Genomic DNA, 22248 nt, shown 5'->3' with positions numbered 1-22248 from the left:
CGTGAAGCGCCACCTCGTCTCCGCCGCCGATCTCAGCCGCGACGACGCGCTGCTGATCCTGGACACCGCCGAGGAGCTGGCCCAGCTCTCCGGACGCGCCGTCAAGAAGCTGCCCACCCTGCGCGGGCGCACCGTCGTCAACCTCTTCTTCGAGGACTCCACCCGGACCAAGACCTCCTTCGAGGTCGCCGAGAAGCGCCTGAGCGCCGACGTCATCAACTTCTCCGCCAAGGGCTCCTCGGTCTCCAAAGGCGAGAGCCTCAAGGACACCGCGCTGACCCTCCAGGCGATGGGCGCCGACGCGGTCGTCATCCGCCACCACGCCTCCGGCGCGCCCGCCCGGCTCGCCCAGTCGGACTGGCTGCACGGCAGCGTCATCAACGCCGGTGACGGCACCCACGAGCACCCCACCCAGGCCCTGCTCGACGCCTTCACCATGCGCCGCCACCTCAACCCGGGCCTCGGCCACGACCTCGCGGGACGCCGGGTGACCATCGTCGGCGACATCCTGCACAGCCGGGTCGCCCGCTCCAACGTCCACCTGCTGACCACCCTCGGCGCCCAGGTCACCTTCGTCGCCCCGCCGACGCTGGTGCCGATCGGCATCGAGAACTGGCCCTGCGAGGTCAGCTACGACCTGGAGAGCGTGCTCCCCAAGACCGACGCGCTGATGATGCTGCGGGTCCAGCGCGAGCGGATGAACGCCGCGTTCTTCCCGACCGAGCGCGAGTACAGCCGCCGCTACGGCCTGGACGGCGCCCGGATGGCCCAGCTGCCCGAGCACGCCATCGTGATGCACCCCGGCCCGATGGTCCGCGGCATGGAGATCACCGCCGAGGTCGCCGACTCGCCGCGCTGCACCGTGGTGGAGCAGGTCGCCAACGGCGTCTCCATCCGGATGGCCGTCCTGTACCTGCTGCTCGGCGGCGCCACCCTCTCCGACGCCCCCCGTAACGACACCGTGGAGACCGTTCAGTGACCAGCTACCTGATCCGCAACGCCCAGATCCTGGGCGGCGACCCGCAGGACCTCCACCTCGCCGACGGTGTCATCAAGGCGATCGGCACCGCCCTCGACGTCGAGGCCGACATCGAGATCGACGCCGGCGGGCTGATCGTCCTGCCCGGTCTGGTCGACCTGCACACCCACCTGCGCGAGCCCGGCCGCGAGGACGCCGAGACCGTGCTGACCGGCACCCAGGCCGCGGCGATGGGCGGCTTCACCGCCGTCCACGCGATGGCCAACACCACCCCGGTGGCCGACACCGCCGGCGTGGTCGAGCAGGTCTGGCGGCTCGGCCGGGCCTCCGGCTACTGCGACGTGCAGCCGGTCGGCGCCGTCACGGTCGGCCTGGAGGGCAAGAAGCTCGCCGAGCTCGGCGCGATGCACGAGTCCGCGGCCGGCGTCCGGGTCTTCTCCGACGACGGCAAGTGCGTGGACGACGCGGTGCTGATGCGCCGCGCCCTGGAGTACGTCAAGGCCTTCGACGGCGTCGTCGCCCAGCACGCCCAGGAGCCGCGGCTCACCGAGGGCGCCCAGATGAACGAGGGCCAGGTCTCCGGCGAGCTCGGGCTCGGCGGCTGGCCGGCCGTCGCCGAGGAGGCGATCATCGCCCGCGACGTGCTGCTCGCCGCGCACGTCGGCTCCCGGCTGCACGTCTGCCACGTCTCCACCGCCGGCTCGGTGGAGATCATCCGCTGGGCCAAGGCCAAGGGCTGGGACGTCACCGCCGAGGTCACCCCGCACCACCTGCTGCTCACCGACGAGCTGGTCCGCAGCTACGACCCGGTGTACAAGGTCAACCCGCCGCTGCGTACCGCCGAGGACGTCCAGGCGCTGCGCAAGGCGCTGGCCGACGGCACCATCGACGCCGTCGCCACCGACCACGCGCCGCACCCGGCCGAGGACAAGGACTGCGAGTGGGCGGTCGCCGCGATGGGCATGGTCGGCCTGGAGACCGCGCTGTCGGTCGTCCAGCAGACGATGGTCGACACCGGCCTGCTGAACTGGGAGGGCGTCGCCGACCGGATGTCCCGCCGCCCGGCCCGGATCGGCCGCCTGGCCGGCCACGGACGGCCCGTCTCGGTCGGTGAGCCGGCCAACCTGGTGCTGTTCGATCCCGCGTACCGTGGTGCCGTGAACCCCGACAGCTTCGCCACCCGCTCCCGCAACACCCCCTACCGAGGCCTCGACCTGCCCGGCCGTGTGCACGCCACCTTCCTGCGCGGCAACGCCACCGTGCTGGCCGGCGAGCTGGTCGAGCAGGGCGGGCTCGCGTGACCGGGTACGCCGTACTCGCCCAGGAGCAGGCGAAGGTCACCAACTGGCCCGGGTACATCGGCTGGTCGGTCGGCCTGCTGCTGCTGATCGGGCTGGTGTACTGGCTGATGCGCCAGGGCTGGAACTGGCGCCGCACCCTCCAGTCGGGCCTGCCCCCGCTGCCCGCCGTGCCGGCGCGCGCCGGGCGGACCATCCTGGAGACCAGCGGCCGGTACCACGGCACCACCACCGCCGGGAACTGGCTGGACCGGGTCGTGGCCCACGGCCTGGGCACCCGCAGCCGCGCCGACCTGACCCTCGGCGAGGACGGCCTGCTGGTGCTGCGTCCCGGTGACGTGGACCTCTGGATCCCGGCCGAGCAGCTGACCGGCGCCCGGACGGACTCCGGCATCGCGGGCAAGGTCGTCCCGGCCGGCCTGCTGGTCGTCACCTGGACGCACGAGGGCACCGCCCTGGACTCCGGCTTCCGGGCCGACCACCCCGACGAGCACGCCGCCTGGGTCGAGGCGATCGCTCGCATCGCGACACGTAGTACGAAGACGAAGACGGAAGAGGCCGCCACATGACCGCACCTGCCCCCACCACGCAGAGCTCCAGGCGGGAGCGCGTGCCCGCCGTGCTCGTCCTGGAGGACGGCCGGACGTTCCGCGGCCAGGCCTACGGCGCGGTCGGCGAGACCTTCGGCGAGGCGGTCTTCAACACCGGCATGTCCGGCTACCAGGAGACCCTGACCGACCCGTCGTACCACCGCCAGGTGGTCGTGATGACCGCCCCGCAGATCGGCAACACCGGCTGGAACGACGAGGACGACGAGTCCAAGCAGATCTGGGTCGCCGGGTACGTCGTCCGCGACCCCTCCCGGGTCGCCTCCAACTGGCGCTCGCGCCGCTCGCTGGACGAGGAGCTCGCGAACCAGGGCGTCGTCGGCATCAGCGGCATCGACACCCGGGCGCTCACCCGCCACCTGCGCGAGCGCGGCGCCATGCGGGTCGGCATCTTCTCCGGCCCGGCGGTCGCCGACCAGGCGGCCCTGCTGGCCAAGGTGCAGCAGGCGCCGGAGATGAAGGGCGCCGACCTGTGTGCCGAGGTCGCCACCACCGAGCCGTACGTCGTCCCGGCGGTCGGCGAGAAGCGGTTCACCGTCGCGGCGCTGGACCTCGGCATCAAGGCGATGACCCCGCAGCGGATGGCCGAGCGCGGCATCGAGGTGCACGTCTTCCCGGCGAACTCCACCGTCGAGGAGCTGTACGCGGTCGCCCCCGACGGCGTGTTCTTCTCCAACGGCCCGGGTGACCCGGCCACCGCCGACCACCAGGTCGCCGTGGCGCAGGGCGTGCTGGAGCGGAAGACCCCGTTCTTCGGCATCTGCTTCGGCAACCAGATCCTCGGCCGGGCGCTGGGCTTCGGCACCTACAAGCTCAAGTACGGCCACCGCGGCATCAACCAGCCGGTGCAGGACCGCACCACCGGCAAGGTCGAGGTGACCGCCCACAACCACGGCTTCGCCGTGAACGCGCCGCTGGACAAGGTCAGCGACACCCCGTACGGGCGCGCCGAGGTCTCCCACGTCTGCCTCAACGACGACGTGGTCGAGGGTCTCCAGTGCCTGGACGTCCCCGCCTTCAGCGTGCAGTACCACCCCGAAGCGGCTGCCGGCCCGCACGACGCGGCCTACCTCTTCGACCGTTTCGTGAAGCTCATGGAGGGCCAGCGTGCCTAAGCGCACTGACATCAAGTCCGTCCTGGTGATCGGTTCCGGCCCGATCGTCATCGGCCAGGCCGCCGAGTTCGACTACTCCGGCACGCAGGCCTGCCGCGTGCTCAAGGCCGAGGGCCTGCGGGTCGTCCTGGTCAACTCCAACCCCGCGACGATCATGACCGACCCGGAGATCGCCGACGCCACCTACGTCGAGCCGATCACCCCCGACTTCGTCGAGCGGATCATCGCCAAGGAGCGCCCCGACGCGCTGCTGCCGACCCTCGGCGGGCAGACCGCGCTCAACACCGCGATCTCCCTGCACAAGGCCGGCACCCTGGAGAAGTACGGGGTCGAGCTGATCGGCGCCGACGTGGTGGCGATCAACAAGGGTGAGGACCGCGACCTCTTCAAGGGCGTCGTCGAGGCCGTCCACGCCAAGATCGGCCACGGCGAGTCCGCCCGCTCGGTCATCTGCCACACCATGGACGAGGTGGTGGCCGGCGTCGACACCCTCGGCGGCTACCCGGTCGTCGTGCGCCCCTCCTTCACCATGGGCGGCGCCGGCTCCGGCTTCGCCCACAACGAGGAGGACCTGCGCCGCATCGCCGGCCAGGGCCTGGCCCTCTCGCCGACCACCGAGGTGCTCCTGGAGGAGTCCATCCTCGGCTGGAAGGAGTACGAGCTGGAGCTGATGCGCGACAAGAACGACAACGTCGTGGTCGTCTGCTCCATCGAGAACTTCGACCCGATGGGCGTGCACACCGGTGACTCCATCACCGTCGCCCCGTCGATGACCCTCACCGACCGCGAGTACCAGATCCTGCGCGACATCGGCATCGCCGTCATCCGCGAGGTCGGCGTCGACACCGGCGGCTGCAACATCCAGTTCGCCGTCAACCCCGTCGACGGCCGGGTCATCGTCATCGAGATGAACCCGCGCGTCTCGCGCTCCTCGGCGCTCGCCTCCAAGGCCACCGGCTTCCCGATCGCCAAGATCGCCGCCAAGCTGGCCGTCGGCTACACCCTGGACGAGATCCCGAACGACATCACCGAGGAGACCCCGGCCTCCTTCGAGCCGACCCTCGACTACGTGGTCGTCAAGGTCCCGCGCTTCGCCTTCGAGAAGTTCCCGAGCGCGGACGCCACCCTGACCACCACCATGAAGTCCGTCGGTGAGGCCATGGCGCTCGGCCGCAACTTCCCCGAGGCGCTGCAGAAGGCGCTGCGCTCGCTGGAGAAGAAGGGCTCGCAGTTCACCTGGACCGGCGAGCCCGGCGACAAGGCCGCCCTCCTGGAGAAGGCCGTCGTGCCCACCGACGGCCGGATCAACACGGTCATGGAGGCCATCCGGGCCGGCGCCACCCCCGAGGAGGTGTTCGACGCCACCAAGATCGACCCGTGGTTCGTCGACCAGCTCTTCCTGCTCGACGAGATCGCCGGCGAGCTCGCCGAGGCCGAGAAGCTCACCCCCGAGCTGCTGCGCCACGCCAAGCGGCACGGCTTCTCCGACCAGCAGATCGGCGAGATCCGCGGCCTGCGCCCGGACGTCGTGCGCGAGGTGCGCCACGCCCTCGGCATCCGCCCGGTGTTCAAGACCGTCGACACCTGCGCCGCCGAGTTCGCGGCCAAGACCCCGTACTTCTACTCGTCCTACGACGAGGAGAACGAGGTCGCCCCGCGCACCAAGCCCGCCGTGATCATCCTCGGCTCCGGCCCCAACCGCATCGGCCAGGGCATCGAGTTCGACTACTCCTGCGTCCACGCCTCCTTCGCGCTGGCCGACGCCGGGTACGAGACCGTGATGGTCAACTGCAACCCCGAGACCGTCTCCACCGACTACGACACCTCCGACCGGCTCTACTTCGAGCCGCTCACCCTGGAGGACGTCCTGGAGATCGTCCACGCCGAGCGGCAGGCCGGTCCGCTGGCCGGCGTCATCGTCCAGCTCGGCGGCCAGACCCCGCTGGGCCTGGCACAGGCGCTCAAGGACAACGGCGTGCCGATCGTCGGCACCCAGCCCGAGGCGATCGACCTCGCCGAGGAGCGCGGCGCCTTCGGCCGCGTGCTGCGCGACGCCGGGCTGCCCGCCCCCAAGCACGGCACCGCGTTCTCCTTCGAGGAGGCCAAGTCCATCGCCGACGAGATCGGCTACCCGGTGCTGGCCCGCCCCTCGTACGTGCTCGGCGGCCGCGGCATGGAGATCGTCTACGACGAGGCCTCGCTCGCGTCGTACCTGGAGCGCCACGCCGGCCTGATCTCCGAGCACCCGGTGCTCATCGACCGCTTCCTCGACGACGCGGTGGAGATCGACGTCGACGCGCTCTACGACGGCACCGAGCTCTACCTCGGCGGCGTCATGGAGCACATCGAGGAGGCCGGCATCCACTCCGGCGACTCCGCCTGCGCGCTGCCCCCGATCACCCTCGGCGGCTACGACATCAAGCGCCTGCGCGCCTCCACCGAGGCCATCGCGCGCGGTGTCGGCGTCCGCGGCCTGATCAACATCCAGTTCGCGCTCTCCGGCGACATCCTGTACGTGCTGGAGGCCAACCCGCGCGCCTCGCGCACCGTGCCGTTCACCTCCAAGGCGACCGCCGTGCCGCTGGCCAAGGCGGCGGCCCGGGTCTCGCTCGGCGCCACCATCGCCGAGCTGCGCGCCGAGGGCATGCTCCCGGCCGAGGGCGACGGCGGCACGCTGCCCGCCGACGCCCCGATCTCCGTCAAGGAGGCCGTGATGCCGTGGAGCCGCTTCCGCGACGTGCACGGCCGCGGCGTGGACACCGTCCTCGGCCCGGAGATGCGCTCCACCGGCGAGGTCATGGGCATCGACAAGGTGTTCGGCACCGCGTACGCCAAGTCGCAGACCGGCGCCTACGGGGCCCTGCCGACCAAGGGCAAGGTCTTCGTCTCGGTCGCCAACCGCGACAAGCGCAACCTGGTGTTCCCGGCCCGCGCCCTGGTCAACCTGGGCTTCGAGGTGCTCGCCACCTCCGGCACCGCCGAGGTGCTGCAGCGCGGCGGCATCCCCGCCACCGTGGTGCGCAAGCACAGCGAGGGCGAGGGCCCGAACGGCGAGAAGACCATCGTCCAGCTGATCCACGACGGCGAGGTCGACCTCATCATCAACACGCCGTACGGCACCGGCGGCCGCCTCGACGGCTACGAGATCCGCACCGCCGCGGTCGCCCGCGCGGTGCCCTGCCTGACCACCGTCCAGGCGATGGGCGCCGCCGTCCAGGGCATCGACGCGCTGCTGCGCGACGAGGTCGGGGTGATGTCGCTCCAGGAGCACGCCGAGCTGATCAACGCCGGCCGCAAGTAGGACCGCCGCAGTGGGGGGCACCGGACCGCCGGGTGCCCCCCACCGCCATGCCCGCCACCTCCGGCAGGGGGCACCCCCGGCCCGCCACCGCCCTTCTTCCGGCGGCTCCGCCCGCCCGATGGGATCACCGTGTACAAGCTGCTGTTCGACCTCGTCTTCAAGAAGATGGACCCCGAGAAGGCCCACCACCTCGCCTTCTTCTGGATCCGCCTGGTCTCCTCCGTCCGCGGGCTGCGCTCGCTGGCGCGCCTGGTGCTCGCCCCGCGCGACCGCGCGCTGCGCACCACCGCCCTCGGCCTCGACCTGCCCGGCCCGTTCGGCCTGGCGGCCGGCTTCGACAAGAACGGCGTCGGCATCGACGGCCTGTCGATGCTCGGCTTCGACTACGTCGAGATCGGCACCATCACCGGTGAGGCCCAGCAGGGCAACCCGGCGCCGCGGCTGTTCCGCCTGGTCGAGGACCGCGCGCTGATCAACCGGATGGGCTTCAACAACCAGGGCTCCGCCCGAGTCGCCGCCCGCCTCGCGCAGCGCCCGCACACCACCTCCACCCCGGTGGTCGGCGTCAACATCGGCAAGACCAAGGTGGTCGAGGAGGCCGACGCGATCGCCGACTACGTCAAGTCGACCGAGCGGCTCGCCCGTTACGCCGACTACCTGGTGGTCAACGTCAGCTCCCCGAACACCCCGGGGCTGCGCAACCTGCAGGCCGTCTCGCACCTGGGCCCGCTGCTGAGCGCCGTCCGCGAGGCCGCCGACCGCTCCACCCCGCACCACGTCCCGCTGCTGGTCAAGATCGCCCCCGACCTGGCCGACGAGGACATCGACGCGGTCGCCGACCTCGCCCTGGAGCTCGGTCTGGACGGCATCATCGCCACCAACACCACCATCGGCCGCGAGGGCCTGCGCACCCCCGCCGCCCGGGTCGAGGAGATCGGCATGGGCGGCCTGTCCGGCGCCCCGCTCAAGGAGCGCGCCCTGGACGTGCTGCGGCGGCTGCGCGCCCGTACCGGGGGCCGGATCACCCTGGTGTCGGTCGGCGGCGTCGAGACCGCCGAGGACGCCTGGCAGCGCATCGTCCACGGCGCCGACCTGGTCCAGGGCTACAGCGCCTTCATCTACGAGGGCCCGTTCTGGTGCCGCCGCGTCCACAAGGGCCTCTCCGCCCGGGTGCGGGCCGGTGGCTTCCGCAACCTGGCCGCCGCCGTCGGCAGCGCGGTGGACGCGCCCAAGGCTGCGTAGGACGCCTCCAGCCCCCTCCCACCCCCCTTTCGGAAGGACGTCATGACCCTCGCCCCCTTCGGCGCCCGGCTGCGCCACGCCCTCGACACCCGCGGCCAGCTGTGCGTGGGCATCGACCCGCACGCCTCCCTGCTCGCCTCCTGGGGCCTGGAGGACTCCGTCGCAGGCCTGGAGACCTTCAGCCGGACCGTGGTCGAGGCGCTGGCCGACCGGGTGGCCGTGCTCAAGCCGCAGGCCGCCTTCTTCGAGCGCTTCGGCAGCAAGGGCGTCGCGGTGCTGGAGAAGTCCGTGGAGGAGGCCCGCGCGGCCGGCGCGCTGGTCCTGATGGACGCCAAGCGCGGCGACATCGGCTCGACCATGGCCGCGTACGCCGAGGCCTTCCTCGCGCCGGGCAGTCCGCTGTTCTCGGACGCCGTCACGGTCAGCCCGTACCTGGGCTTCGGCTCGCTGCGCCCGGCGCTGGACCTGGCGAAGGAGAGCGGCGCGGGCGTCTTCGCGCTGGCGCTGACCTCCAACCCGGAGGGTGCCGAGGTGCAGCGCGCGGTGGGCGCCGACGGCGAGCCGGTCGCGGCCTCCGTGCTGCGCCAGCTGGCGGCCGAGAACGCCGGTGCCGAGCCGCTGGGTTCGTTCGGCGCGGTGGTCGGCGCGACCCTCGCGGACGCCGGCGTGGACCTGGCGATCAACGGCCCGCTGCTGGCCCCCGGCATCGGCGCCCAGGGCGCCACGATGGCGGACCTGCCGCGGGTGTTCGGCGCCTCGGTGCGCAACGTGGTGCCGAGCGTGAGCCGGGACGTGCTCCGGCACGGCCCCTCGGTGCCGGCCCTGCGGGAGGCGGCCCGGCGGTTCGTGGACGAGTACGCGGACGCCGTCAAGTAGCCCCGACGGCCGCCGGGTAGCGGTCGCGTGACCCTGCGCGATGGCGCGAGGAAGCGGCGAGTGCCCCGGCGAGCCGACGTGAGCGCGGTCACACCGCCGCTCGGAAAGCACCGCAATCACGGACGTTTTGACCTGGAAAGTCCTGGTCGGCCTCGGCTGACCAGGACTTTTCGTGTTCTTTTCCTGACGTGGCGCCGCAATCCGGGTAGTGTCCGGCGATAGGTCGTCGAAGAGCCGCGAATCCCGTTGCTCTCGCAGGTCAGAGCCATTGGGCTCTTCTGCGGCCGACGGCCGAAGGCACCACATCAGTCATAGCTCAATCCTTCCTTCCACACCCTGAGGTGAACGGCGTGGCTCTTCCGCCCCTTACCCCTGAACAGCGCACCGCCGCGCTCGCGAAGGCCGCCGAGGCTCGCCGGGAGCGCGCCGAGGTCAAGAACCGGCTCAAGCACTCCGGCGCCTCGCTGCACGAGGTGATCAAGGCCGGTAAGGCCGACAACGACGTGATCGGCAAGATGAAGGTCTCCGCACTGCTGGAGTCCCTCCCCGGCGTCGGCAAGGTCCGTGCCAAGCAGATCATGGAGCGCCTCGGCATCAGCGAGAGCCGCCGCGTGCGCGGTCTCGGAACGAACCAGATCGCCTCCCTGGAGCGGGAGTTCGGCGGCGGTGCCGCCTGACCGTGCCCCGTGGTCCCGGGATCGTCCGCGATCCGGGATAATCGGTGCATGAGTGAGCGTCCGCGGCTGACCGTGCTCTCCGGCCCCTCGGGGGTCGGCAAGAGCACGGTCGTCGCTCATATGAGGAAGCAGTACCCCGAGGTCTGGCTCTCGGTGTCGGCGACGACCCGCCACCCGAGGCCGGGCGAGAAGAACGGGGTCCAGTACCACTTCGTCGACAACGACGAGTTCGACAAGCTGATCGCCAACGGCGAGCTGCTGGAGTGGGCCGAGTTCGCCGGGAACCGCTACGGCACGCCGCGTGCGGCGGTGCTGGAGAAGCTGGAGCGCGGCGAGCCCGTCCTGCTGGAGATCGACCTCCAGGGCGCCCGGCAGGTGCGGGAGTCGATGTCCGACGCGCAGCTGGTGTTCCTGGCCCCGCCGAGCTGGGACGAGCTGGTCCGCCGGCTGGTCGGCCGGGGCACCGAGGCGCAGGACGTCATCGAGAAGCGGCTCCAGGCCGCCAAGGTCGAGCTGGCGGCCGAGCCCGAGTTCGACACGACCCTTGTCAACACCTCCGTCGAGCAGGTAGCGGCCGAACTGCTAGCCTTGCTCGGTGTAGCCTGACCTGTCTGTCTTTTCCACCCTTTCGGAAGGTTTTAGCGTGTCCTCTTCCATGACCGCGCCCGAGGGCATCATCAACCCGCCGATCGACGAGCTGCTTGAGGCGACCGACTCCAAGTACAGCCTGGTGATCTACGCGGCCAAGCGCGCCCGCCAGATCAACGCGTACTACTCGCAGCTGGGCGAGGGCCTGCTGGAGTACGTCGGTCCGCTGGTGGACACCCACGTGCACGAGAAGCCGCTGTCGATCGCGCTGCGCGAGATCAACGCGGGCATGCTGACCGCCGAGGCGATCGAAGCGGCCTGAGGCCTGTCAGACCTGCGCGGGGCCCGGCGGAATCCTTTCCGCCGGGCCCCGCGTTCTGCTGTGCGCGTCCACCCCGTGCGTCCTGTCCGCGTACGGGTGTGGGCCCGGCCACAGTGCGGGCCGCGGCTGAGGGGTCGTAGGGTGGGCTCGGTCCCGCCCCGGGACCGCCCCGAAACGCCCCGGGACCGCCCCCGACCTGGAGGAACGCAGCGGAATGAGCGCGAGCACGGACCGGACCGACGCCCCGCGCGTGGTCCTCGGCGTCAGCGGCGGCATCGCCGCGTACAAGGCCTGCGAGCTGCTGCGCCGGTTCACCGAGTCCGGCCACCAGGTGACCGTGGTGCCCACCGAGGCGGCCCTGCACTTCGTCGGCGAGGCCACCTGGGCCGCGCTGTCCGGCCGCCCGGCCGCCACCGAGACCTGGGAGCGCGTGCACGAGGTGCCGCACGTGCGGATCGGCCAGCAGGCCGACCTGGTCGTGGTCGCGCCGGCCACCGCCGACCTGATGGCCAAGGCCGCCCACGGCCTGGCCGACGACCTGCTCACCAACACCCTGCTCACCGCCCGCTGCCCGGTGGTGCTGGCGCCCGCCATGCACACCGAGATGTGGGAGCACCCGGCCACCCAGGAGAACGTGGCCACCCTGCGCCGCCGCGGCACCGTGGTGCTGGAGCCCGCGGTCGGCCGGCTGACCGGCCAGGACACCGGCAAGGGCCGGCTGCCCGACCCCGGCGCCATCTTCGACGCCTGCCGCGCGGTGCTGCGGTACGGCGGCGCGCGGGCCGACCTCGCCGGGCGGCACGTGGTGGTCTCCGCCGGCGGCACCCGGGAGCCGCTGGACCCGGTGCGCTTCCTCGGCAACCGCTCCTCGGGCAAGCAGGGCTACGCGCTGGCCGCCACCGCCGCCGCCCGCGGCGCCCGGGTGACGCTGATCTCCGCCAACGCCGAGCTGCCCGACCCGGCCGGCGTCGACGTGGTGCGGGTGTCCACCGCGCTGCAGCTGCGCGAGGCGGCCGTGAAGGCGGCGGCGGACGCGGACGCCGTGGTGATGGCCGCCGCGGTGGCCGACTTCCGGCCCGCCGAGTACGCCTCCGGCAAGATCAAGAAGGTCGAGGGGGTCGAGCCGGCGCCGGTCGCGCTGGTCCGCAACCCCGACGTCCTCGCCGAGCTGTCCGCCGAACGGAGCAGGCCCGGCCAGCTGGTCGTGGGTTTCGCCGCGGAGACCGACGACGTGCTCGCCAACGGCCGCGCCAAGCTCGCCCGCAAGGGCTGCGATCTGCTCGTGGTCAACGAGGTCGGCGACGGCAAGGCCTTCGGTACGGACGTCAACGAGGCCGTGGTACTGGGCTCGGACGGCAGTGAGACGCCGGTTCCGGTGGGCCCGAAGGAGGTGCTCGCGGACGTGGTCTGGGACCTCGTCGCGCGGCGGCTGGAAATGGCCGGCTGATGCCCGGTACGCCCCCGTTCGGGGGATCGGTCCCGGTCGAACGATCTTAATCGGCGATCATTTCCGTCTCCTTTTTCGGATGGGAGTGACCATCCTCGGTAGCCGCCCGTTACACTCCAGGAATCAAGTCTTTCCGGATGTCCCCGGTCCGCCGGGGGCCTTCAGTCAGCAGCCGCTGCAACCCCAGGGAGCGCTGTGTCTCGCCGCCTGTTCACCTCGGAGTCCGTGACCGAGGGACACCCCGACAAGATCGCTGACCAGATCAGCGACACGATCCTCGACGCTCTCCTGCGGGAGGACCCGACCAGCCGGGTCGCCGTGGAGACGCTGATCACCACCGGCCAGGTGCACGTGGCCGGCGAGGTGACCACGAAGGCGTACGCGCCGATCGCGCAGCTCGTCCGGGACAAGATCCTGGAGATCGGCTACGACAGCTCCAAGAAGGGCTTCGACGGCGCGTCCTGCGGCGTCTCGGTCTCGATCGGTGCCCAGTCGCCGGACATCGCGCAGGGTGTCGACACCGCGTACGAGGCCCGGGTCGAGGGCGATGAGGACGACCTGGACAAGCAGGGCGCCGGCGACCAGGGCCTGATGTTCGGCTACGCGTCCGACGAGACGCCCGAGCTGATGCCGCTGCCGATCACCCTCGCGCACCGCCTCTCGCAGCGCCTGACCGAGGTCCGCAAGAACGGGACCATCCCGTACCTGCGCCCCGACGGCAAGACCCAGGTCACCATCGAGTACGACGGCGACAAGGCCGTCCGCCTCGACACCGTGGTCGTCTCCACCCAGCACGCCAGCGACATCGACCTCGACTCGCTGCTGACCCCGGACATCCGCGAGTTCGTCGTGGAGCCGGAGCTCAAGGCGCTCGCCGACCAGGGCATCAAGCTGGTCACCGAGGGCTACCGCCTGCTGGTCAACCCGACCGGCCGCTTCGAGATCGGCGGCCCGATGGGCGACGCCGGCCTCACCGGCCGCAAGATCATCATCGACACCTACGGCGGCATGGCCCGCCACGGCGGCGGCGCCTTCTCCGGCAAGGACCCGTCCAAGGTGGACCGCTCGGCCGCGTACGCGATGCGCTGGGTGGCGAAGAACATCGTCGCCGCCGGCCTTGCCCGCCGCGCCGAGGTGCAGGTCGCGTACGCGATCGGCAAGGCCGAGCCGGTCGGCCTGTTCGTGGAGACCTTCGGCACCGAGACCGTGCCGGTCCTGGACATCCAGAAGGCCGTCACCGAGGTGTTCGACCTGCGTCCGGCCGCGATCATCCGCGACCTGGACCTGCTGCGTCCGATCTACTCCCAGACCGCCGCGTACGGCCACTTCGGCCGTGAGCTGCCGGACTTCACCTGGGAGCGGACCGACCGGGTCGAGCAGCTGAAGAAGGCCGCGCAGGCCTGAGTCCCGCACCGGCCGGGGCCGCGGGGCACGCCCCTGAGGCTTGTCCGACAAGCCCAAGGCCCGATCCGACCAGACCGCAGGCGGCGGACTCCCCTCGTGGGGGCCGCCGCCTGCGGTTTCGTGTCGGTGGGAGCTGGTAGTAGTGGAGCGATGAACAGCACGGAGGAGAACGGATCGGCGCCGGAGCAACTGGCGTTCATCCGGGAGACGGTCCGCAAGGCCAAGCCGCGCACCTGGCGCGGCGCCAAGCGGGCGGAGCACCTGCCGGTGGCCCGGGTGGTCGTCGACAAGGGCGTGCTGACCATCGACAAGTTCTTCGACTACGAGGTGCCGGCCGCCATGGCCGAGGACGCCCGGCCCGGCGCGCGGGTGCGGGTGCGTTTCGGGGCGCGCGTGGTGCGCGGCCAGCGCGAGGGCGGGGAACTGCACGACGGCTTCATCGTGGCGCGGCTGGCGGAGAGCGACTTCGCCGGGCCGCTGGCGCCGCTCGCCCAGGTGCTCTCGTCCGAGCAGGTGCTCACCCCGCAGCTGCTGCGGCTCTGCCGCACGGTCGCCGACCGGTACGCGGGCACCCTCGCCGACGTGCTGCAGCTGGCCGTCCCGCCCCGGCACGCCAAGGCCGAGGCCGAGCCCTCGCCCGACCCGCTGCCCCCGCCGCCCGCCCCGCAGCCCGGCGGCTGGTCGCGCTACCCCGCCGGCCCGGACTTCCTGGCCGCGCTCGCCGACGGCGGCTCACCGCGCGCGGTGTGGACGGCGCTGCCCGGCCCCGGCTGGCCGTACGAGATCGCGCGCGCGGTGGCCGCCACCCTGGCCGGCGGGCGCGGCGCGCTGGTCGTGCTGCCGGACGGCCGGGCCACCGCCCGGGTGGACCGGGCGCTCGCCGAACTGCTGGGGGAGGGCCGGCACGCCACCCTGGCCGCCGACCTCGGCCCGCGCGAGCGCTACCGGCGCTGGCTGACGGTGAGCCGGGGCTCGGTGCACGCGGCGATCGGCACCCGGGCGGCGATGTTCGCGCCGGTCCGTGACCTCGGCCTGGTGGTGGTCTGGTCGGACGGCGACTCCAGCCACAGCGATCCGCGCGCCCCGCACCCGCACGTCCGGGAGGTGGCGCTGCTGCGCGCCGCCGAGGAGGGCGCCGCGGTGCTGCTCGGCGGTCACGCGGTGACCGTGGAGGGCGCGCAGCTGGTCCGCACCGGCTGGGCGCGCCCGCTGGCGGCCGCCCGGGAGACCGTCCGGCAGGTGGCGCCCCGGGTCCGTACCGTCACCGAGCACGACCAGCACCGGGACGCCGCCGCGCAGGCCGCCCGGCTGCCCTCGGTCGCCTGGGAGGTCGCCCGGGACGCGCTGGCGGCCGGCGGGCCGGTGCTCATCCAGGTGCCCCGGCGCGGGTACGTGCCCCGGCTGGCCTGCGGACGCTGCCGGACCCCGGCGCGCTGCCGGCGCTGCGAGGGGCCGCTGGAGGCCGCCTCGGCGGACGCGCCGTTGCACTGCGGCTGGTGCGGGGAGCCCGAGGCGGACTGGCACTGCCAGGAGTGCGGCTCGTTCCGGCTGCGGGCCCAGGTGGTGGGCGCCCGGCGGACGGCCGAGGAACTGGGCAAGGCGTTCCCGCGGGTGCCGGTCCGCACCTCCGGGCGGGACGCGGTGCTGACGACCGTGCCGGACGAACCCGCGCTGGTGATCTCCACGCCGGGCGCCGAGCCCGTGGTCGAGGGCGGCTCCGGCTACGCGGCGGCGCTGCTGCTGGACGGCTGGGCGCTGCTCAACCGGGCCGACCTGCGGGCCGGTGAGGAGGCGCTGCGGCTGTGGCTGGCGGCGGCCGCGCTGGTGCGGCCGGTCGGCGAGGGCGGCACGGTGGTGGTGGTCGCCGAGCCGACCGCGCGTCCGGTGCAGGCGCTGGTGCGCTGGGACCCGACCGGGCACGCCGGCCTGGAGCTGGCGGAACGGGCGGAGCTGCACTTCCCGCCGGTCTCCCGGATGGCCTCGGTGACCGGCAGCCCGGGGGCGGTCGCCGACCTGCTGGGCCTGGTCCGGCCGCCCGAGGGCGCGGACGTGCTCGGGCCGGTGCCGGTGGCGGCGCTGCGCGGGGAGGAGCAGGAGCGGGCGCTGCTGCGGGTGCCGCCCGGGCAGGGCTCGGCGCTGGCGGCGGCGCTCAAGGCGGCGCAGATCGCGCGGATCGCGCTGCGGGCGCCGGAGCCGGTGAAGGTGCGGATCGATCCGACGGACATCGGGTGAGGCGGGGCGCGGTGGGGGTGGGGGGCGCGCCGGTGGTCGGGTGAGGCGGGGCGCGCCGCGTGAGGCGGGCGCGCCCGGGGCGGGGTGGCTGCGGCACCCCGCCCCGATGGTGCGTGCGGTCGCGCGTGCGGTTCGCGGTGCGCGCCTCAGCCGCGCAGGGGGATGCCGGGGCGGTCCAGCCCCGGTCGGTCCAGCCCCGGTCGGTCCAGGCCGGCGCGGTCGAGCCCGGCGCGGTCCAGGCCGCCCAGGCGGGCCGCCGGGACGGTCGCGCCCAGGCCGGCCGGGGCCGGCGCCGGGGCGGGCAGCTCCTCGGAGCGGTCCGGCCGGCCGGGCCCGGTCACCCCGCCGCCCGCCGCCAGCAGCTCGCTGGTCGGCCGGCGCATCCCGTACCGGCGGTGCACCGCCTGCTTGGTGACCCCGAGGGCCGAGCCCACCGAGTCCCAGGAGAACCCCAGCGCCCGGTCGAACTCGACCGCCGCGGCCACCAGCGTCTCCACGCTCTCGCGCAGCTCCTGCGCCAGCCGCACGGTCGGCGCGGGCGCCCGCCCGTACACCACGAAGCCGGCGGAGGTACTGGGCCGGCGCGGCCGGTAGACGTTGCCCAGTTGGGCGGTGAGGGTCCGCAGCGCGTCGACCTGGCGCCGCACCCGCTCGATGTCCCGCACCAGCAGGTGCAGGCTCGCCCGCGCCCGGGCGTCGTGGTTGATCTGCTCGGCCATGGCCTCGTGCCACCTTCCGTACGGTTCGGCGCGGTCGGGGCGCCCGCCGCTCACCGGCGCTCGGGGCGTCCCGGCCCCGGTCAATCTCACTTGACCAACGCCGGAGCGGGGGCCGGGGTCACGCTGGTGGCCGCACTCGGGATATGCCAGCTGCCCGGGAACCTCCCGCACCGGGAAACCCGTCGGACCCGATTGCATAGACTGGCCGGCGACCGGCCGCGCGATCCGTCCGCGGACCACCGAAGGGGACAGGAGCCCGTACGCCATGGCGATCCAGCCGATCCGGATCTTCGGCGACCCGGTCCTGCGGGCCACCGCGCAGCCGGTGACCACCTTCGACAAGGAGCTCCGCACCCTGGTCAAGGACCTCACCGACACCATGCTGGACGCCCCCGGCGCCGGTCTGGCGGCCCCTCAACTCGGCGTCTCCCTACGGGTGTTCACCTACCACGTGGACGGCGTCACCGGGCACCTGATCAACCCGGACCTCTCGCTCACCGACGAGGAGCAGGACGGCCCCGAGGGCTGCCTCTCGCTGCCCGGCCTGCGCTTCGACACCAAGCGCGCGTACGGCGTGGTGGCCAGGGGCCTCAACATGTACGGCGACCCGGTCACCGTCGAGGGCACCCGGTTGCTGGCCCGCTGCATCCAGCACGAGACCGACCACCTGGACGGCATCGTCTTCATCGACCGCCTCGACCGCGAGCAGCGCAAGGCCGCGCTCAAGGCGATCCGCGAGTCGGACTGGGGCGCCGGCCCCGCGCCGGTCGTCAAGATCTCCCCGCACAGCACCTTCGGTGCCGCGCGCTGACCCCCCCGACTCCCCCCATCTGAAAGGCACTTGATGCGCCTCGTGTTCGCCGGCACCCCCGAGGTCGCCGTTCCCGCCCTGGACGCCCTGCTCGCCTCCGACCGGCACGAGGTCGTCGCGGTGGTCACCCGCCCCGACGCCATGTCCGGCCGCGGCCGCAAGCTGGTCGCCAGCCCCGTCGCCCAGCGCGCCGAGGAGGCCGGGATCGAGGTCCTCAAGCCCGCGAAGCCCGGCGACCCCGAGTTCCTCGCCCGCCTCACCGAACTCGCCCCCGACTGCTGCCCGGTCGTCGCGTACGGCGCCCTGCTGCGCCCCGGCGCGCTGGAGGTCCCCAAGTTCGGCTGGGTCAACCTGCACTTCTCGCTGCTGCCCGCCTGGCGCGGCGCGGCCCCCGTCCAGCACGCGGTGCTGGCCGGCGACGAGGTGACCGGCGCCTCCACCTTCCTCATCGAGCAGGGACTGGACTCCGGCCCGGTCTTCGGCGTGCTCACCGAGGAGATCCGCCCCACCGACACCAGCGGCGAACTGCTGAACCGCCTCGCCCACTCCGGCGCCCGGCTGCTCGTCGCCACCATGGACGGCATCGCCGACGGCACCCTGCACGCCGTCCCGCAGCCCGCCGAGGGCATCACCCTCGCCCCGAAGATCAGCGTCGAGGACGCCCGGATCGACTGGACCCACCCCGCCCTGCGGGTCGACCGGGTGGTGCGCGGCTGCGCCCCCGCCCCCGGCGCCTGGACGCTCTTCCGCGGCGAGCGGCTCAAGGTCTCCGGGCCGGTCAAGCTGCTCACCGACTCCACCGAGCTGGCCCCCGGCGAGCTGGCCGTGGCCAAGAACAGCGTCCGGGTCGGCACCGGCAGCCACGACGTCGAGCTGGGTGACGTCCAGCCGCAGGGCAAGAAGCCGATGCGGGCGGCCGACTGGGCGCGCGGGACGCGGATCGAGTCCGGCGAGCGCTTCGAGGGCTGACCCGGCCCGATAACCTTGGTGGTCGTACGGTCCGTACGACCACCGGGCGCGCGTACGCGCGTCCGTACGAACACCGGGTGCGCGAACGCGCACCCTCCGACAGCCCCCCGATAACCACCGCAGCACCTTGAGGCCCCGCACCATGACCACCCCCCGCAGCAGCCACTCCGGCGGCCCCGCCGGCGCCGGGCGCGCGCCCCGTCCGCACCGCCGTCCCAAGAAGGACCCGGCCCGGATCGTCGCCTTCCGCGCCCTGCGCGCCGTCGACGAGCGCGACGCCTACGCCAACCTGATCCTGCCCTCCCTGCTCCGCGAGGCCGAGCAGAAGGGCATGGACCGGCGCGACGCCGCCCTCGCCACCGAACTCGTCTACGGCACCCTGCGCCTGCAGGGCACCTACGACGCGATCATCGCCGCGTGCATCGACCGCCCGCTCTCCAAGGTCGACCCGCCGGTGCTGGACGTGCTCTCGCTCGGCGCCCACCAGCTGCTCGCCACCCGCATCCCCACCCACGCCGCCGTCTCGGCCACCGTCGAGCTGGCCCGCGCGGTCCTCGGCGACGGCAAGGCCAAGTTCGTCAACGCCGTGCTGCGCCGGATCAGCGCCCACGACATCGACGCGTGGATCGAGCAGGTCGCCCCGCCGTACGACAAGGACGCCGAGGACCACCTCGCCGTCGTCCACTCGCACCCGCGCTGGGTCGTCTCCTCGCTCTGGGACTCCCTCGGCCGCTGGCAGCCGGACGCCTCCGGACGCTCCGCCATCGAGGAGCTGCTGCGCGCCGACAACGAGCGCCCCGAGGTCACCCTGGTCGCCCGGCCCGGCCGGGTCTCCGTGGCCGACCTCGCCGAGGCGCTGCCCGAGGCCGAGGCCGGCCGCTGGTCCCCGTACGCGCTGCGGCTCGCCGAGGGCGGCGACCCGGGCTCGCTCGACGCCGTCCGCGAGAACCGGGCCGGCGTCCAGGACGAGGGCAGCCAGCTGGTCGCCATCGCGCTGGCCGCCGCTCCGCTGGAGGGCCCGGACCGGGTCTGGCTGGACGGCTGCGCAGGCCCCGGCGGCAAGGCCGCGCTGCTCGGCGCCCTCGCCGCCGAGCGCGGCGCCGCCCTGGTCGCCAGCGAGAAGCAGCCGCACCGGGCCCGCCTGGTCGCCCGCGCGCTCGACGGCAACCCCGGCCCGTACACCGTGATCGCGGCGGACGGCACCCGGGGCGCCTGGCGCTCGGAGAGCTTCGACCGCGTCCTGGTGGACGTGCCCTGCTCCGGCCTCGGCGCGCTGCGCCGGCGCCCCGAGGCGCGCTGGCGCCGCCGGCCGGCGGACGTCGCCGCGTTCGGGCCGCTCCAGCGGGACCTGCTGCGCTCCGCGATCGACGCCACCCGGGTCGGCGGCGTGGTCGGGTACGCGACCTGCTCGCCGCACCTGGCGGAGACCCGGGCCGTGGTGGACGACGTGCTGCGCGCCGAGGGCGGCCGGGTCGAGTGGATCGACGCCCGCCCGCTGCTGCCCGGCGTGCCCGCGCTGGGCGACGGCCCGGACGTGCAGCTGTGGCCGCACCTGCACGGCACGGACGCGATGTACCTGGCGCTGCTGCGCCGCACCGCCTGACGGACGGATCCGGGGCCGCCGCGGGAACGCTCCCGCGGCGGCCCCGGCGTCGTTCAGGACTTCTTCGGGTCCCAGATCTCGTCGGCCGAGGGCCGGGTGGCCGGGACCTTCTCGCCGAAGCCGCCGAGGGTGAGGGTGCCCGAGGGGCGGCCGCCGGAGGACTCGAACTCGATCTTCACCGGGTAGGGCGAGCCGTCGGCCGCGACCGAGACGGTGGCGGCGCCGACGAGACTCCCCGAGCGCAGCACGATCACCGGGGTCCGGCCGACGGTGCCGGTGCCGACGCGGATCACCTTGCGGGTCTTGGTGGCGGGGTTGTCGCTCCAGATCAGGTCGGCCACGGCCTGGAGCGAGCAGAGCTCCTGGTGCTCCTTCAGCACGGCCTCGGTGGCGGGCCGCCACTTCGTCATGAGCGCGGCCGTCGCCTCGAAGTCGGCCGGGTCGCTCTTGCCGGGGTTGGCCTTCAGCCACTCGCGGTCCGGGTGCGACCAGGACTCGTTGCCGACCTTGCGGATCAGGAACTTGCCGGTGGCCATCGTCTTCTCGGCCACGCAGTTGCCCTGGAGGTCGGTCGAGTAGCGGTTCGCCGGGTTGTTCTTCACGGTCGGCTGGTCGGCCGCCACCGTCACCGAGCCGGCCGCGAGCAGCCCCTCCCGCGCCTTCTTGGCGAGCTCCAGCGCGGCGGTGTCGTCGGTGGGGGTGGGCGTCGGCGCCGGAGAGGACGCGGTCGCACCGGTGGTGGCGACCGCGGGGCTCGTCACCACCTCGGCCTTGTTCCCGCCCCCGCCGTCGCCCGAGCACGCCGTCGCCGCGGTCAGCAGTGCGAGGGCCGCCACGGCGGCGGGCATCGCTCTCGGAATCCTCATCTCTCCACCCCTGTCATCCGATGATCAGCGCGCTCACTGTGCCACAGCCGGCCCCAGAAAGATCATCAGGGGTGGGGTCATGCGGCGCCGGGGGTCACGGGTGGTGGGGGGTGCGGTTCGCCGGGCCCCAGAAGAGGATGCCGTGGTCGTGGGCGAACTCCCCGATGGGGTCGAACCAGTCGGTGAACAGGTAGAGGACGACACTGATCGCACCGCTGAGCAGGCCGCCGAACAGGGCCGCCGCGCCGAGCAGGACCAGGAGGTGCCGTAACCGGCCGCGAGGTGCTCCATCGGGTTCGGCGTCCTCGAACTCGGCCTCTTCGTAGGTCTGTTGCTCCTCCATCGGCGCTCCCCCCTCGGACATCCGGTGCCCCCGAGGATCCTCGGGGGAGCGCCGCCGCACCAGCCGTCGACCGCCGGGTGCGGCCGAGTCGTGATGTGCGCGGGAAGTCGGGCCGGCCGACTTCCCACGCACCGGGTTCAGCGGAGCAGCCAGGTGCGGGTGAGCTCCAGGACCTCGGGGTGGGTGAGCGAGCCGTGGTCGTCGGCGGCGATGAAGTGCTCGCCGACGCGCAGGGAGAAGGCGAGCAGGGCGCGGACCTCGGCGTCGCCGTCGTCGTCGCAGATGGCGCGGAAGAGCGTGCGCAGGTAGGCCATGCGGCGGTTGTCGACGCGGCGCAGGCGGTCGGCGACGGCCGGGTCGCGGCGGGCCCAGTCGCGGACGGCGAGGTCGGCGGCGACGTTGGTGACGGGCGACTCGGTGTCGGAGGCGAGGCCGAACAGGAGGGTGAGCCTGGTGCGGGCGTCGCCGCCCTCGCGTTCGACCCGCTCGATCACGTCCTCGGCCACCGCGCGCTCCCAGGTGTCGAGCATCTCGTCGAGCAGCTGGTCGCGGTTGCGGAAGAAGCCGTAGAAGCCGCCCTTGGTGACGCCGAGCGCCTGGGCCAGCGGCTCGACGCGGACGGCCTCGGGCCCGCCGGCGGCGAGGGCGCGCAGGCCCTCCTCGATCCAGCGGCCGCGCGGTGTGCGGGTCACGCCCATGCGGTGTCGTCCCTCCCGGTCCGTGGCGGTGTCTGTACGGCGGCGTACACGGAGTTTAGACCGACCGGCAATAGGGGGGTGGGTGAAGGAGCGGGTCGAGGGCCGAGTCCGGGCGGTGCCGACGAAGGAGCCATGGCGGAGCCCTGGTGA

Annotated in this window: 20 protein-coding genes; 16 read left to right on the top strand and 4 right to left on the bottom strand. The window is 73.3% G+C overall.

The features are described from left to right. The first annotated feature begins 1 nt into the window (after position 1). From ACWEQL_RS25275 to ACWEQL_RS25215, 13 genes are all read left to right on the top strand, one after another. Complete coding sequence (locus ACWEQL_RS25275; RefSeq protein ID WP_452152595.1) at positions 2 to 979, top strand: aspartate carbamoyltransferase catalytic subunit; 978 nt, start codon at positions 2 to 4, stop codon at positions 977 to 979. After that, positions 976 to 2280 carry a dihydroorotase gene (locus tag ACWEQL_RS25270; protein WP_452152594.1) on the top strand — a complete coding sequence of 435 codons (1305 nt, stop codon included), beginning with the start codon at positions 976 to 978 and terminating at the stop codon, positions 2278 to 2280. Before ACWEQL_RS25275 ends, ACWEQL_RS25270 begins: the two co-directional genes overlap by 4 nt. Further along, positions 2277 to 2846: a PH-like domain-containing protein gene (locus tag ACWEQL_RS25265; protein WP_452152593.1), complete on the top strand. Its 570-nt coding sequence runs from the start codon at positions 2277 to 2279 to the stop codon at positions 2844 to 2846. The genes ACWEQL_RS25270 and ACWEQL_RS25265 overlap by 4 nt, the downstream gene beginning before the upstream one ends. Beyond that, positions 2843 to 4000 (top strand): glutamine-hydrolyzing carbamoyl-phosphate synthase small subunit, encoded by a 1158-nt coding sequence (gene carA / locus ACWEQL_RS25260; protein ID WP_452152592.1) that lies wholly within the window; start codon positions 2843 to 2845, stop codon positions 3998 to 4000. The genes ACWEQL_RS25265 and carA overlap by 4 nt, the downstream gene beginning before the upstream one ends. After that, a complete protein-coding gene (gene carB / locus ACWEQL_RS25255; RefSeq protein WP_452152591.1) occupies positions 3993 to 7301 on the top strand; it encodes a carbamoyl-phosphate synthase large subunit in 3309 nt (1102 codons plus the stop codon). The genes carA and carB overlap by 8 nt, the downstream gene beginning before the upstream one ends. Positions 7302 to 7430: 129 nt before the next feature. Continuing rightward, positions 7431 to 8543, top strand: coding sequence for a quinone-dependent dihydroorotate dehydrogenase (locus ACWEQL_RS25250; protein ID WP_452152590.1), 1113 nt, complete (start codon positions 7431 to 7433; stop codon positions 8541 to 8543). 42 nt (positions 8544 to 8585) lie between these two features. After that, a complete protein-coding gene (pyrF, locus tag ACWEQL_RS25245) occupies positions 8586 to 9419 on the top strand; it encodes an orotidine-5'-phosphate decarboxylase (RefSeq protein ID WP_452152589.1) in 834 nt (277 codons plus the stop codon). A gap of 350 nt (positions 9420 to 9769) precedes the next feature. Continuing rightward, positions 9770 to 10096 (top strand): integration host factor, actinobacterial type, encoded by a 327-nt coding sequence (gene mihF / locus ACWEQL_RS25240; protein WP_030056187.1) that lies wholly within the window; start codon positions 9770 to 9772, stop codon positions 10094 to 10096. A gap of 48 nt (positions 10097 to 10144) precedes the next feature. Continuing rightward, positions 10145 to 10702, top strand: coding sequence for a guanylate kinase (gene gmk / locus ACWEQL_RS25235; protein ID WP_452152588.1), 558 nt, complete (start codon positions 10145 to 10147; stop codon positions 10700 to 10702). Positions 10703 to 10739: 37 nt separating this feature from the next. Continuing rightward, positions 10740 to 11006, top strand: coding sequence for a DNA-directed RNA polymerase subunit omega (gene rpoZ / locus ACWEQL_RS25230; RefSeq protein WP_030240625.1), 267 nt, complete (start codon positions 10740 to 10742; stop codon positions 11004 to 11006). Between the two features lie 214 nt (positions 11007 to 11220). Then, positions 11221 to 12453 (top strand): bifunctional phosphopantothenoylcysteine decarboxylase/phosphopantothenate--cysteine ligase CoaBC, encoded by a 1233-nt coding sequence (coaBC, locus tag ACWEQL_RS25225; protein WP_452152587.1) that lies wholly within the window; start codon positions 11221 to 11223, stop codon positions 12451 to 12453. A gap of 195 nt (positions 12454 to 12648) precedes the next feature. After that, positions 12649 to 13857 carry a methionine adenosyltransferase gene (gene metK / locus ACWEQL_RS25220; protein ID WP_452152586.1) on the top strand — a complete coding sequence of 403 codons (1209 nt, stop codon included), beginning with the start codon at positions 12649 to 12651 and terminating at the stop codon, positions 13855 to 13857. Between the two features lie 150 nt (positions 13858 to 14007). Further along, on the top strand, positions 14008 to 16089 hold the full coding sequence (locus ACWEQL_RS25215; protein WP_452152585.1) for a primosomal protein N': 2082 nt from the start codon (positions 14008 to 14010) through the stop codon (positions 16087 to 16089). Between the two features lie 146 nt (positions 16090 to 16235). On the opposite strand, the gene ACWEQL_RS25210 is transcribed toward ACWEQL_RS25215, so the two are convergent. Continuing rightward, entirely contained in the window at positions 16236 to 16808 is a 573-nt protein-coding gene (locus tag ACWEQL_RS25210; RefSeq protein ID WP_452152584.1) for a hypothetical protein, read from the bottom strand. 265 nt (positions 16809 to 17073) lie between these two features. On the opposite strand from ACWEQL_RS25210, the gene def reads away from it, so the two are divergent. The 3 genes from def to ACWEQL_RS25195 all read left to right on the top strand — a co-directional run bounded on the left by def (position 17074) and on the right by ACWEQL_RS25195 (position 20191). Next, the gene (gene def, locus ACWEQL_RS25205; RefSeq protein ID WP_452152583.1) at positions 17074 to 17619 is read left to right on the top strand and encodes a peptide deformylase; all 546 of its coding nucleotides are present in this window, start codon (positions 17074 to 17076) and stop codon (positions 17617 to 17619) included. Between the two features lie 33 nt (positions 17620 to 17652). After that, a complete protein-coding gene (fmt, locus tag ACWEQL_RS25200) occupies positions 17653 to 18588 on the top strand; it encodes a methionyl-tRNA formyltransferase (RefSeq protein WP_452152582.1) in 936 nt (311 codons plus the stop codon). Positions 18589 to 18730: 142 nt separating this feature from the next. After that, on the top strand, positions 18731 to 20191 hold the full coding sequence (locus ACWEQL_RS25195) for an RsmB/NOP family class I SAM-dependent RNA methyltransferase (RefSeq protein ID WP_452152581.1): 1461 nt from the start codon (positions 18731 to 18733) through the stop codon (positions 20189 to 20191). A gap of 53 nt (positions 20192 to 20244) precedes the next feature. On the opposite strand, the gene ACWEQL_RS25190 is transcribed toward ACWEQL_RS25195, so the two are convergent. From ACWEQL_RS25190 to ACWEQL_RS25180, 3 genes are all read right to left on the bottom strand, one after another. Then, complete coding sequence (locus ACWEQL_RS25190; RefSeq protein ID WP_452152580.1) at positions 20245 to 21057, bottom strand: hypothetical protein; 813 nt, start codon at positions 21055 to 21057, stop codon at positions 20245 to 20247. A gap of 94 nt (positions 21058 to 21151) precedes the next feature. Then, positions 21152 to 21400, bottom strand: coding sequence for a hypothetical protein (locus ACWEQL_RS25185; protein ID WP_452152579.1), 249 nt, complete (start codon positions 21398 to 21400; stop codon positions 21152 to 21154). 137 nt (positions 21401 to 21537) lie between these two features. Further along, the gene (locus tag ACWEQL_RS25180; RefSeq protein WP_452152578.1) at positions 21538 to 22098 is read right to left on the bottom strand and encodes a TetR/AcrR family transcriptional regulator; all 561 of its coding nucleotides are present in this window, start codon (positions 22096 to 22098) and stop codon (positions 21538 to 21540) included. Positions 22099 to 22248 lie beyond the last annotated feature (150 nt).

Source organism: Kitasatospora sp. NPDC004240 (genome assembly GCF_053603215.1).
Note: the sequence above shows the minus strand (reverse complement) of the source record. Positions and strands in the feature narration are given on the sequence as shown.

Bases quoted from the DNA above. Each gene is read 5' to 3' on its own strand.
- def (WP_452152583.1), top strand. From the start codon at position 17,074: ATGGCGATCCAGCCGATCCGGATCTTCGGCGACCCGGTCCTGCGGGCC.
- coaBC (WP_452152587.1), top strand. From the start codon at position 11,221: ATGAGCGCGAGCACGGACCGGACCGACGCCCCGCGCGTGGTCCTCGGC.
- gmk (WP_452152588.1), top strand. From the start codon at position 10,145: ATGAGTGAGCGTCCGCGGCTGACCGTGCTCTCCGGCCCCTCGGGGGTC.
- ACWEQL_RS25210 (WP_452152584.1), bottom strand. From the start codon at position 16,808: ATGGCCGAGCAGATCAACCACGACGCCCGGGCGCGGGCGAGCCTGCAC.
- ACWEQL_RS25195 (WP_452152581.1), top strand. From the start codon at position 18,731: ATGACCACCCCCCGCAGCAGCCACTCCGGCGGCCCCGCCGGCGCCGGG.
- fmt (WP_452152582.1), top strand. From the start codon at position 17,653: ATGCGCCTCGTGTTCGCCGGCACCCCCGAGGTCGCCGTTCCCGCCCTG.
- pyrF (WP_452152589.1), top strand. From the start codon at position 8,586: ATGACCCTCGCCCCCTTCGGCGCCCGGCTGCGCCACGCCCTCGACACC.
- ACWEQL_RS25190 (WP_452152580.1), bottom strand. From the start codon at position 21,057: ATGAGGATTCCGAGAGCGATGCCCGCCGCCGTGGCGGCCCTCGCACTG.
- ACWEQL_RS25180 (WP_452152578.1), bottom strand. From the start codon at position 22,098: ATGGGCGTGACCCGCACACCGCGCGGCCGCTGGATCGAGGAGGGCCTG.
- ACWEQL_RS25215 (WP_452152585.1), top strand. From the start codon at position 14,008: ATGAACAGCACGGAGGAGAACGGATCGGCGCCGGAGCAACTGGCGTTC.
- carA (WP_452152592.1), top strand. From the start codon at position 2,843: ATGACCGCACCTGCCCCCACCACGCAGAGCTCCAGGCGGGAGCGCGTG.
- ACWEQL_RS25185 (WP_452152579.1), bottom strand. From the start codon at position 21,400: ATGGAGGAGCAACAGACCTACGAAGAGGCCGAGTTCGAGGACGCCGAA.